Annotated in this window: 13 protein-coding genes; 10 read left to right on the forward strand and 3 right to left on the reverse strand. The window is 71.1% G+C overall.

What is annotated here, in order from left to right; genetic code table 11:
* Positions 1-102 precede the first annotated feature (102 nt).
* The 4 genes from AB8O64_RS11650 to AB8O64_RS11665 all read left to right on the forward strand — a co-directional run bounded on the left by AB8O64_RS11650 (position 103) and on the right by AB8O64_RS11665 (position 4,126).
* Entirely contained in the window at positions 103-771 is a 669-nt protein-coding gene (locus tag AB8O64_RS11650) for an HNH endonuclease family protein (protein ID WP_370419089.1), read from the forward strand.
* A gap of 85 nt (positions 772-856) precedes the next feature.
* Positions 857-2,665: an alkaline phosphatase D family protein gene (locus AB8O64_RS11655; protein WP_370419090.1), complete on the forward strand. Its 1,809-nt coding sequence runs from the start codon at positions 857-859 to the stop codon at positions 2,663-2,665.
* An 85-nt stretch (positions 2,666-2,750) separates the two neighbouring features.
* Entirely contained in the window at positions 2,751-3,230 is a 480-nt protein-coding gene (locus AB8O64_RS11660; protein WP_370419091.1) for a DoxX family protein, read from the forward strand.
* 254 nt (positions 3,231-3,484) lie between these two features.
* On the forward strand, positions 3,485-4,126 hold the full coding sequence (locus AB8O64_RS11665; protein ID WP_361928820.1) for a VTT domain-containing protein: 642 nt from the start codon (positions 3,485-3,487) through the stop codon (positions 4,124-4,126).
* Between the two features lie 241 nt (positions 4,127-4,367).
* On the opposite strand, the gene AB8O64_RS11670 is transcribed toward AB8O64_RS11665, so the two are convergent.
* From AB8O64_RS11670 to snpA, 3 genes are all read right to left on the reverse strand, one after another.
* The gene (locus AB8O64_RS11670; protein WP_370419093.1) at positions 4,368-4,892 is read right to left on the reverse strand and encodes a DUF1990 family protein; all 525 of its coding nucleotides are present in this window, start codon (positions 4,890-4,892) and stop codon (positions 4,368-4,370) included.
* A gap of 8 nt (positions 4,893-4,900) precedes the next feature.
* Entirely contained in the window at positions 4,901-5,125 is a 225-nt protein-coding gene (locus tag AB8O64_RS11675) for a hypothetical protein (RefSeq protein WP_130877559.1), read from the reverse strand.
* A 265-nt stretch (positions 5,126-5,390) separates the two neighbouring features.
* Complete coding sequence (gene snpA / locus AB8O64_RS11680) at positions 5,391-6,047, reverse strand: snapalysin (protein WP_361928816.1); 657 nt, start codon at positions 6,045-6,047, stop codon at positions 5,391-5,393.
* 207 nt (positions 6,048-6,254) lie between these two features.
* On the opposite strand from snpA, the gene AB8O64_RS11685 reads away from it, so the two are divergent.
* From AB8O64_RS11685 to AB8O64_RS11710, 6 genes are all read left to right on the forward strand, one after another.
* Positions 6,255-7,295, forward strand: coding sequence for a LysR family transcriptional regulator (locus AB8O64_RS11685; RefSeq protein WP_370419094.1), 1,041 nt, complete (start codon positions 6,255-6,257; stop codon positions 7,293-7,295).
* Between the two features lie 127 nt (positions 7,296-7,422).
* Positions 7,423-7,683, forward strand: a complete 261-nt coding sequence (locus AB8O64_RS11690) for a DUF6332 family protein (RefSeq protein WP_370419095.1) — start codon at positions 7,423-7,425, stop codon at positions 7,681-7,683.
* Positions 7,684-8,338: 655 nt separating this feature from the next.
* The gene (locus tag AB8O64_RS11695; RefSeq protein WP_130877563.1) at positions 8,339-8,530 is read left to right on the forward strand and encodes a hypothetical protein; all 192 of its coding nucleotides are present in this window, start codon (positions 8,339-8,341) and stop codon (positions 8,528-8,530) included.
* 38 nt (positions 8,531-8,568) lie between these two features.
* Entirely contained in the window at positions 8,569-8,760 is a 192-nt protein-coding gene (locus tag AB8O64_RS11700; protein WP_130877564.1) for a hypothetical protein, read from the forward strand.
* A gap of 344 nt (positions 8,761-9,104) precedes the next feature.
* A complete protein-coding gene (locus tag AB8O64_RS11705; RefSeq protein WP_370419096.1) occupies positions 9,105-10,835 on the forward strand; it encodes an alpha/beta fold hydrolase in 1,731 nt (576 codons plus the stop codon).
* Positions 10,832-11,410, forward strand: a complete 579-nt coding sequence (locus tag AB8O64_RS11710) for a hypothetical protein (RefSeq protein ID WP_370419097.1) — start codon at positions 10,832-10,834, stop codon at positions 11,408-11,410. Before AB8O64_RS11705 ends, AB8O64_RS11710 begins: the two co-directional genes overlap by 4 nt.
* The last annotated feature ends 2 nt before the right edge of the window (positions 11,411-11,412 follow it).

Genomic DNA, 11,412 nt, shown 5'->3' on the forward strand with positions numbered 1-11,412 from the left:
GCGTCGCCACGCTGTTACCCGGCGACCACCCCTCGGCAACCCGTCGCCGCGATCCTGGCCGCGCTCCGACGGCCGACAACCCCCCACATCAAGGGAGTTCCCATGTCCGGTATACGCGTCACCTCTGCTCCGCGCGGCGTCTACGCGCGTCGTGCGGCCGTCGGCGGCGGGCTCGCCGCGCTGGTCGGCACGATCGTCCTCAGCGGCCCGGCCGCCCACGCCGCGCCGCCCACCCCGGCGGACGCCGCGACCGCCCGTACGTACCTGGGCGAGCTGACGGTCAAGAGCGAGGGCTCCATGGACGGCTACAGCCGGGCCAAGTTCCCGCACTGGAGCAGCCAGGGCGGCGCCTGCAACACCCGTGAGGTCGTCCTCAAGCGCGACGGCGAGGACGTGCAGCAGGACGACAAGTGCGCCGCCGTGGAGGGCCGCTGGGTCTCGCCGTACGACGGTGCCACCTGGGAGGACGCCCAGGACATCGACATCGACCACATCGTGCCGCTGGCGCAGGCGTGGCGCTCGGGTGCCAACACGTGGACGACCGCGCAGCGGCAGGCGTTCGCCAACGACCTGACCCGCTCGCAGCTGATCGCCGTCACCGACCGGGTGAACCAGGCGAAGGGCGACAAGGACCCCGCGCAGTGGATGCCGCCGCTGGCGTCCTACGCCTGTACGTACACGCAGATGTGGGTCACGGTGAAGCACCACTACAAGCTGACCGTCGACCCCGCCGAGAAGAACAAGCTGGCGGCTGTCCTCAACGGCTGCTGACCCGCGCGGACTTCACCCGGAATGGGAAACTCCGTACTCCCCTCCCTCGTTTCGTACCGTACGGAATGACGGAGGGGAGACCGGCATGACGGCAGCCCTGCGACTGGGCCCGCTGCTGCGGTACGTCGACTGGCAGAGCGGTACGAGCGCCACCGTGTGGGTCGAGAGCGACCGCCCGTGCGAGGCGGAGGTCCGCTGTGCCGACGGCGCGGGCGGCTCGGCGCGCACCTGGCAGGTCGCCGGGCACCACTACGCCCTGGTGCCGGTCACCGGCCTCACCCCGGGCAGCGAGACGGCGTACGGCGTCTTCCTGGACGGCGAGCCCGTGTGGCCGCTCGCCGGCTCGGCCTTCCCCGACAGCACGATCCGTACGCCCTCGATCGGCGCCGGCGGCGGCGCCGACGACACCGTGCGGGTCACCTTCGGGTCCTGCCGGTGGTCGGCGCCGCCTCCGGAGGCGGAAGGCGTCCGCGCGCGGGCCCGTCTGAAACCCTTCGGCCCGTTCGGACCGGACGCGCTCGACACCCTGGCGAGCGACATGGCGAGCGACATGGCCCGCGGCACGGCGCATACGGAAGCCGACGGCACCGGTGACCACCGGCCCGACGTCCTCGTGCTGCTGGGTGACCAGGTGTACGCGGACAAGACCTCCGAGGCGACCCGGCGCTGGATCGCCGAGCGGCGCCCGCTGACCGAGCCGCCGGGGCACCAGGTCGCGGACTTCGAGGAGTACACCCGGCTCTACGACGAGTCCTGGTGCGACCCGGAGGTCCGCTGGCTGCTCTCCACCGTCCCGAGCCTGATGATCTTCGACGATCACGACGTCATAGACGACTGGAACACCAGCGAGGCGTGGCGGGACCGGATGCGGGCGACGCCGTGGTGGCGGGAGCGGGCGGTCAGCGGCCTGATGTCGTACTGGGTGTACCAGCACCTGGGCAATCTCTCCCCCGCCGAGCTGGCCCGCGACGAGCTCTACAAGGCGGTCTGCTCCGCCCCGGACGGCACCGAGGCGCTGCGGGAGTTCGCCGCCCGCGTCGAGGACGACCCGGCCGAGGCCCGCTGGAGCTATCGCCGTGACTTCGGGCGGGTACGGCTGGTGATGGTCGACACCCGTACGACGCGGGTCCTCGGTGAGGGCTCGCGGGCGATGCTCGCCCCGGCCGAGGCGGACTGGCTGCGCGGCGAGGTGCTGGACGGCCGCGGCTCGTACGACCACCTCCTCATCGGCACGTCACTGCCCTGGCTGCTGCCACCGGCGGTGCACGACGCGGAGGTGTGGAACGCGGCCCTGTGTGCCGGGGAGCGCGGGCCGCGCTGGGCGCGCGTGGCCGAAACCATGCGCCAGCGGGCGGATCTGGAGCACTGGGCAGCCTTCCCCGCGTCGTTCACGGAGCTGACCGAGCTGATCACGACGGCGGGCAGCGGACCGGACGCGCCCGCGACGATCGGTGTGCTGGCCGGCGATGTCCACCACGCGTACGTCGCCGAGCCCGCCCTGCCGGAGGACGTGCGCAGCCGGGTCCTCCAGCTCACCTGCTCCCCGGTGCACAACAACATCCACACCGCCGTGCGGCTCGGCTTCCGCTTCGGCTGGAGCGGGCCGGGGCGGTGGCTGGGGCGGGCGCTGACGCGGCACGGGCGGGTGGGGCGCCCCGCGTTCGACTGGGACAGGGTCGGCGGCGGCCCCTGGTTCGGCAATCAGCTGATGACGCTGACCCTGCGCGGCCGGGCCGCCCGGCTGCGGCTCGAGCAGGCGCGTGCGGAGGCGAACGATTCCGGGAAGCGGCTGTCCACGGTCCTGGAGATGGAGGTCGACACCGGCACGGCCACGGACCCGGCGGAGGACGTGCGCGAGGCCGCGAATACCAGGGCGGGCGTTCGAATGAAATAAGAAACTTGAACTTGCAAGTATCGTTAGGGGTACCTAACCTGGAGCCCTCGTCGTTTCCCGTCCCCGCCACGAGGAGCCCTCACCCATGCCCCCCACGTCTTCGGCCTCGGCGCTCACCGCCCGGCTCGACGCCGCCCGCCCCTACGTCCTCTCCGCCTTCCGCATCGTGGTCGGCCTGCTCTTCGCCTGCCACGGCGCCGCCTCGCTGTTCGGCGTGCTCGGTGGCGCGGTCGGCGGCGGCACGATCGACGCCGGCACCTGGCCCGGCTGGTACGCCGCGGTCATCCAGCTCGTCGGCGGCGGCCTGGTGATGCTCGGCCTCGGCACGCGCAGCGCGGCCTTCATAGCCTCCGGCTCCATGGCGTACGCGTACTTCGACATGCACCAGAGCAGCGCCCTGTGGCCGCTGCAGAACGGCGGCGAGGCCTCGGCGATGTTCTGCTGGGCCTTCTTCCTGCTCGTCTTCACCGGTCCCGGCGCCCTCTCGCTGGACCGTCTCTTCTCCCGCTCCGGCAGCGAGGACGCCCAGGCGTCCGCCCCGCAGCGCACCCCCAGCGCGGTCTGACCCGCGAGGGCGGCCCGGGCCGTCCGCACCGCCCGTCACCAGGAGGGGTCCGGCACCGCCGGACCCCTCCTGACGCATGACCGGGCCGCACCGGCGATCCGCGAAGAGGCCCCTGTGGTGCGTGACGTTCACAACATCACAACCCCCCGATCCCACGCCTCAGGAGCCCCAGGCGTACGCTGTACGGTTGTGAAGGCCGCCCCTGCCGCTCCCCTGCGACGTCGCGGCGGGGGACCGTACCGGGAGATCAGGACGTGCTGGAGCAGCTGGGGGCGTTGGCCACCACGCCATGGATTTATGTGATTGTCGGCTTGTCCGTTCTCCTCGATGTTTTCCTCCCGGTGCTGCCGAGCGGGGTCCTGGTGATCACCGCCGCCACCGCGGCCGCGGGCACCGCCGCCGACGCGGCGGCCGACGCCGCCCGGGGCCACGCGGGATTCGCCGACATGTTCGCGCTCGTGATGTGCGCCGCGACCGCGTCCGTCCTCGGCGACCTGGTCGCCTACCGCCTCGCCTGGCGCGGCGGCGACCGCTTCGACCGTGCCATCGCCCGCTCCCGCAGGCTGACCGCGGCCCAGGCCAAGCTGGGCACGGCGCTGCTGCGCGGCGGTGGCCCGCTCGTCGTCCTGGCCCGGTTCGCGCCCGCGGGGCGGTCCGTGGTGAGCCTCGGCGCGGGGGTGATGCACCGCAGGGTCGCCGAGTTCCTCCCCTGGTCCGCGCTGGCGGGTCTGACCTGGGCGGCGTACAGCGTGAGCCTCGGCTACTTCGGCGGCCAATGGCTGGGGGCGACCTGGTTCGGCACGGCCGTCTCGGTCTTCGCGCTCTTCGCCGCCGGCTCCGGTGCCGCGTTCCTCATGAGCCGCCCGGAACCCGCCGAGGCACCGACCACCCCGTAGGCCCCGTACACACCGGGCACCTACCCGACACACCTGACGCACCAGTACGCACCGGCTACGTACCCGAACGCGCCCGCTTCGGCGCCGGCCGTACGAAGTGGGTCCCGACGCGGTAGCGCGGGGATACCGAAGCCGCGCGAGCGGGCCCGCGCAGTCGGGCCGGTGGAGCGGTACAGGGGATTCCGTACGCCGGTGGGACACCGGCGCGCGGGGGCGGCCGAAGGCAGGGGCGGGGGCGGAATCAGCCCCGGATCGTCCTGCGGGCGACTTCCTTGCGCAGAGCGCGTCCGCAGCCCCGCGCGTACGCCCGCTGGAAGAGGGGCACCAGCGGTCCGGCGGCCCTGGTGAACCAGCGCGCGGGACGGCTGAAGGCGATGACGGTCAGCGTGACGTCCCCCGCGTCGTCGATCGCCACGACGAAGGCCTCCTCCCCCGTCTCGGGGTGGCCGGGCAGGGTCCCGTAGGCGAAGCCGGCCCGCCGCTCCTCGCGTAACGCCCAGGCCACCGCGCAGGGGCCGGAGATCCGCAGGGGGCCGATGCCGACGCCGGGGGTCACGGTGACGCCGTACGCGGCGGGAGGCGTGCCGTCGGCGATCCGCACCCCCGCGGCCCGGTGCATGCCCCAGGTCAGCACGGCGTCGGCGGCCGCCTCGAAGACGGCCCGGCCGTGGCCCGTGGGCATAGTGACGCGGAGGTGGGAGTACCCGCCGGGCAGCGGATCGCGCCCGGTGGCTCCCACCTCCGGATAGGTGAATCGCGGCGCCACGGGTGCGGTCAGAGCTTGGTCAGCTTGGTGAAGGGCCCCGGAATCCGCTCCTGGCGCGATGCGAAGTCGACGAGCACGGCGATGCCGTCCTCGACGCCGATGACCCGTCCGAGACCGTACCGGTCGTGTGTGACGCGGTCCCCTACGGCGAAGTGCTCGACCGGAAGCGTCACGGGCGGGGTGTTGAAGGGGCTGGTGGGCAAGTAACGTCGGGTCGCTCTTGGCTTCGTCATTGGCCTCAGTATGCGCCCTCGGCGGACCCGGGGTGGCTGGCACGGGACGGCGGCCCGGTTCCGGGAAGGAGCCGGGCCGCCGCCGTCGTGCGTCGCGGGATCCTCCGGAAGATCACCCAGGGGCTGTTGGTGATCATGCGGAGAAGCCGCCGGGGACCCCCGCCGGATCGACGGGAGACCACTTGAGAGCCCCTTTCGGGGTCGCGCGTGCGCCCCTGCGGGCGCCCTGCGGGCCGCCTGCGCGACCCAGGGGATCAGCGCGCTGTCAGTGCGCCTTGGTGAAGGCGTCCTTGTTGAACGCGGTCATGCCGTTGGCCCACAGCGAGTTGACCCGGCTGCGCTCGGCGCTGTTGGGGGTGGCGTTCCGGCAGGACGGGCCGGGGCCGCCACCGGACATCAGCTCGCTGCACGGACCCGAGTAGTGGTCCGGCAGACCGAGGACGTGACCGGTCTCGTGGGCGGTGACGCGGGTGGAGTCGTACTGCTGGTTCTGCCGGTAGTCGAGGAAGATGTAGCCGCGGCCGTGACCGTCGGTGCTCGCGTAGGAGCCACGGGAGTCGTTGCCCTCGCGGTACGTGAAGTCCGCGTTGGTGCCCGCACGCAGCTGGACGTTGGTCACGGAGCTGTTCCAGATCCGCGCGCTGCTGGCTATCTGGGCGGCGAAGCTGGGGGCTCTGCGGGCGTCGTAGGTGACGGTGACGGCGCGCAGGCCCGGCTTCGCGGCCTGCTTCGCCTTCGCGGACTTCATCACGGCCTCGAAGAAGGCCTTGTTGTTCGCCTCCTCGGCCGCCGAGCCGACGTACGAGGACTGCGTGAACTGCCGGTCGGTGTGCGCCGTCGCCGCGGAGGCGGGCACGGCCGTCATGCTCGCGGCCAGTCCGAGGCCGAGTGCTGCCGAGAGCACCATCGTGGAGCGGTTCATGTGGGGGACTCCATTCGTTCCGAGCACCTTCGGCCGCACGGGGTGGACAGGCGGCCGGGGTGCGTCGGGTGAACTCTTTGGTCCCGGAGAGTCTCTGACGAGATATCAATGGTGCGGATGATGCCAAGTGGCCATAGCACCGAGTAATCACCTACCCTGCCCCCGCTGTGTCTGGTGTGACGCACGAGGCGCGGTTATGCTCCCCCCGTGGAGCTAGAGGTCAGGCACCTCCGTGCGCTTTTGGCCATAGCCGACGCGGGAAGTGTGCGGAAAGCGGCGTTACAGCTGGGCATGACCCAGCCCTCCCTCACCACTCAGCTCAGCCGGATCGAAGGGGCCATCGGCGGCCTCCTCTTCACCCGCGGCCAGACGGGGAGCCGGCCGACACCGCTGGGTCACTCGGTGCTGTCCCGGGCGCGGCCCATCGTGGCCGAGATGACCGCTCTGGTGACGGCCGCCCGGGACGCGGCGGTGGGCTCGGGGGGCTCGCGCCTGCGGATCGGCAGCATCGGCAGCCGTGCCGTGACGGGCTGGCTGGGCCGCGTCCACGCCCGCCTCCCCGAGACGGACACCACGATCCATATAGAGGTGTCGGCGGACACCTTGCTCCAGCTGCTGGCGACGAACCAGCTCGACGTCGCCCTCATCCACGAGTTCGACGGCTTCCCCCTGACCGTCCCGCCCGGGGTGGAGCGTCGCATGCTCGTCGCGCGCGAACCGAGGTTCGTCGCCCTGGCCGCGGGCCACCCTGCGGCGGACCGGCCGGTGATCAGGCTCCCGGATCTCGCCGGGGAACCCTGGATCGTCGACCCGACGGCCGACGACGAATGCGCGGCGCTGCGCCGGGCGTTCACCTCCGCGGGATTCGACCCCCGCCTCGTGCACGTCCGTGACAGCACGACCGCCGCCGAGCTCGTCGCCTCCGGCGAGGCCGTGCGCCCCTGCCAGCCCACCGCCGATCCGGCGCCCGGCACGGTGCTCCGCCCCCTGCACGGCGACCCCCTGGCCGCCCGGCTGTTCCTCGCGTCGAGACCCTGCTCGATGCCCCCGGCCGACCTCGACGCCCTGTTCGGCGACCTCCAGGACGCGTACGAGCAACTGATCCGGGCCAACCCCGCCTATCGCGCCTGGCTCAACCGCCACACCAGCCCGCTGCTACGGGTCCCGGACCGGCCGGATCAGTCCGGCCGACCGGATCCTTCAGGCCGCGCCGGCCGGTCGCCGAGGACGGAGCCGCCCGCGGCATGAAGCCGCAGGCCGCACCGACCGCGCGTCCCCAGCCACGCCCGCCCGACCGGATCGACGCTCGCACCCGCCCCCCGACCGCGCGGGATGACAGACTGCGGGGATGAAGGGACCAGGAGAGGGGCGGCACATGTCCGGACCACGCCGGCAGGAGAGCCGCGACGCCATCACGGTGGAGATCAGCTACGCGGTCGCCAGCGGCTGCGCCGTGGCCGCGCTGCTGTTCCTCGTCGTGGCGAGCCCCGCCCTGTTCCTGGACCTGGGCCGCGGCGCGGAGTCGGCCCTGTTCACCTGCGCGACCCTCCTGGCGGCCGCCGGTTTCACGTTGCGGGCGGTGACCCTGCTGATCAGGCTGCGCCGGGCGCAGGACGAGTCCGCCGACCCGCGCTGAGGGCACGGACGGACGCCTTCGACGCCGCCTCGGCGGCCGGACCGTGAGCGCACGGTCCGACCATGCCAGATGCCGTGCGACCCCCCGTTCAACTGCGCGGCACCCCCGAACACCTCCGAGTGATATTTCCGTTTTCCTGGAAAAATAGGGATTCCAGAGACTTTCAGGCGAGCGGAATCGGCCACTCCTTTGCCCGCACATTACGCAGGGCCCGCCGAGCCCCGACAGCAGAAGCCCAGGTCGGGCCCGTACCGGGGGTAGCGCCGACGACGGCCGGCACGCTACGGATCCGGCCAGAAATCTTTATGGCCTGTTCTCATTGATCGACAGCCCGCTAGTGTGGTGATCGCCACCGAATAGTTATTCGAAGGCGCTGGCACCACCCGACGCATGGATTACCGGTCGATGTCCGGGATGATTCGGTCCCCGAACCCGGGCCCGCAGGCCGCGCACGTCCCATCGAGATGGCGCACCACGAATTCAATTCTCCCTGTGACGCATGCGGCGTCCTCAGGCCCGATATCCCTGCCATTCCTTGCGGGATTCTGCCCGCAGCTCCCGTCGGGAAAGGCCGTGTCCGCGTCCCGGTGCGAAAGAAACACCCCGCAATATCCCGAATGCAGTACCTCACCATAAAGAGACGGAGGACAGCACGATGGAGCAGAAGATCGCCGCGTTCATGAACGAGCAGGACCTCGGTGCGCTGGAGCAGGGCTACCAGGACGACGCCGGTCCGGTCCTGGCCACCCCCGTGGCGGCCGTTGCCACCTGCTGGTACGTCGGCGGCGCCGTGGCCGGCGCCGGTGCCGTGGTCGGTGCGTACGTCACCGGTCGCGTCAACGGCTGAGCCTTCACCCCATAAACACCACCGAAGGGAAACAAGCGATGAGCAAGATTATCGACAGCGTTGTCGCCGTCACCCCCGAGAAGCTGACGGACGAGACCCATGGCGAGTTCGGCGCGATGATGCCGATTCAGGCCACCCCGGCCCTGGTCGCCTTCGGCGTGGGCTTCGCCGGCGGTGCCGGTGCCGCGTGGGTCACCGTCCAGGCGTACGAGGCCGGCGCCAACGACTGACGTCCTGCCGGACTGAGCGCCACCTGCCCGGAAGCCCCATGGGCTTCTGAGAGTACCTTCCGGGAGCTGTCCGCCGGGAGGTGAGAGGTCTGTCGGGCCGCGGCGGAATCGCGGCCCGACAGCCTCTCGACTCTACCCTCAGCCGATTCGACGCGGAGCAAATTTTCGGCATGCAGCTGATAAAGAAGCTTACTTCTTCGCTATTTTCTCCGATTCCGATTTCCCGGGACCGGGCGATAGGCATATCGGAACGACTTGCGGCTCTTTCCACCCTTTCTTCTTCCCTGGAATACCTGCACCAGCACCGGAATCTGGGCCCCGGCGGGCTCAATGACTGGGAAATCATGAAGCAGACGCCGGAGAGCAAGATTCCGGCCGTGCAGAAGCTCACCGACGCCGTGAGCGGCAGGCGCACCACACTGGCCCTGCACGCCACGCGCGCGGCCTGCAGCCTGGGCATGCTGCTGCCGGGGAACAGCAAGTGGCGGGCGGCGGGCAATCTGTACCTCGGGGTCTCCACCACGCTTCTGCAGGCCCGCCACCGCTACGGTACGGACGGCTCGGACCAGGTCGCCACGCAGGTGCAGGCGGTCACCGGGCTCGCCCGGCTGTCGAACAGCCCGCAGGTCAAGGATGCCCTGATGTGGTATCTCGCGATCCAGGCCAACATGTCCTACGCGACGTCCGGTTGGGCGAAATTGGCGGGCACGAAGTGGCGTGACGGCTCGGCCCTGCCCGGCGTGCTGCGGACCCGCACCTACGGCTTCGAGCGCGCGTACCGGCTGACGCAGCGCTATCCCCGGGCCAGCAAGCTCACGCAGCACGCGGTCCTGGCGATGGAATGCCTTTTCCCCGTCGTCTATCTGGCCGGGGGAAAGCTGACCCGGCCGATGATCGGCGCGGCCGGCGGCTTCCATATCGCCAACGCGTTCGTCATGGGCCTGGGCCGGTTCATGACCGCGTTCCCCGCGATGCACCCCATGGTGGCCTACACCACCGCGCCCCGGACGCTGCCGGTGGTCGCCGGCCGGGACGACCGGATGGTGAAGACCGCGCTGGTGCTGCTGGCCGGCGGCGTCACCGCCTCGGCCGTGCTGGCTACGCAGCGGCGGGCCCGCGCCGTGGAGGGCTGGCCGAACTCCCGTACCGTCACCACGCGTTACGGCAACGTCCTGCGGTACGACACCGGTGGCCGGGACATCGCCGACCGCCCGGTCCTCGTCTTCAACCACGGCCTCGCCTCGACCACCGAGCACTTCGCGTGGATCGTCGAGCGGCTGGCGTTCGACCGGGGCCAGCCCGTGGTGACCTACGCCCGCGCCGGCTACGGCCCGAGCCGCCGGGTGAAGGAGTCCCCGTACACCATCCAGGAGTCCGTGGACGACCTGGTGGACCTGATCCGTCAGGCCCTGCCCGAGGACCGCAAGGTGGTGCTCGTCGGGCATTCCCTGGGCGCGGAGCTGAACCGGCGGGCCGTGGCGCAGCTCGGCGACCGGGTGGCCGGTGTCGTCTATCTCGACCCCTCGCACCCGGCGCAGCTCATCCGGTCGGACAAGCAGCGCAAGGGCAGCGAGCTCTTCACCGACTCCATGACGGACATGGCGCGTTGGACGAAGCTGGGCTTCGGCTCGCTGATGACGCGCCCCCGCTGGGTGGACCATCTGCCCTACGCCTACCGGGACAAGGCGTTCGCCCTCTACACCGACTCACGGCTGTGGACGGCGGCGGCCCGGGAGTGGAAGGCCGTGCGCGAGGAGTTCCAGTCCTTCGAAGGGGACCTGCCCCCGGTGCCGGCCCCGGGCCTGGTCGTCGCGGCACAGGTGACGGTCGACATCGATCCCGAGCAGTTGCTGATGTACCACGACATCGTCCGGGCCCACCGGGCGGCCGACCGGCACGGCGACGTCACCGTCGTCGAGCGCGGCGGGCACGACACGATCCTGACCGACGCCCGGCACGCGCGTACCGCGGCGGACCTCATCGCGGACTTCGTGGACGGGCACTGCCTGCCGCCCGCGCCGGCCGCCGAGGCCCCGGCCGGGGAACTCCCGGGAAAGGCGAGTGAGACGAAGTGAACGCCACCACCTTGCTGAAGGACGCCTTCACCGGTCCCGGCGCCCTGACCCGGCTCGCGGGCGCGGCCCTGTTACTGACGACGCTGTCCGCGCAGCATCCGCATCCGGCCTTCGAGCGCGGGCGGGAGAAGGACCTGTTCTCCCTCGTGCCGAACTGGAAGTTCTTCGCGCCGAACCCCGCGACGCACGACTACCACTACCTCTACCGCACGCTCGACGAGAACCGTGAGACGTCGCCCTGGATCGAGCTCGACCTGATCCAGGACCGCAGGATGATCCAGGCGTTCTGGTTCTCGTCCCGCCGTACGGAAAAGGCGGTGTTCGACATCTGCAGCGCCATCATCAAGAACATCGCCAAGGGCGAGGACCCCACCGGATCGCCGCCCTTCCGGGTCCTCGCCGAGTTCATCAGGAAGCAGATCAGGGACGCCCCGAACGTCTCCGAGGTGCGCGGCTTCCAGTTCTCCGTGGTGCGCGCCAGCGGGCACGACGACAGCGAGGACCCCGAGGTTCTCTACGTCTCCACCTATCAGGCGATGAACCCCGTCTCACCGGGCTTCCTGCGGGCCGCCTGAGA

It is taken from the genome of Streptomyces sp. QH1-20, assembly GCF_041283565.1.
GTDB classification, from domain to species: Bacteria; Actinomycetota; Actinomycetes; order Streptomycetales; family Streptomycetaceae; genus Streptomyces; species Streptomyces syringius.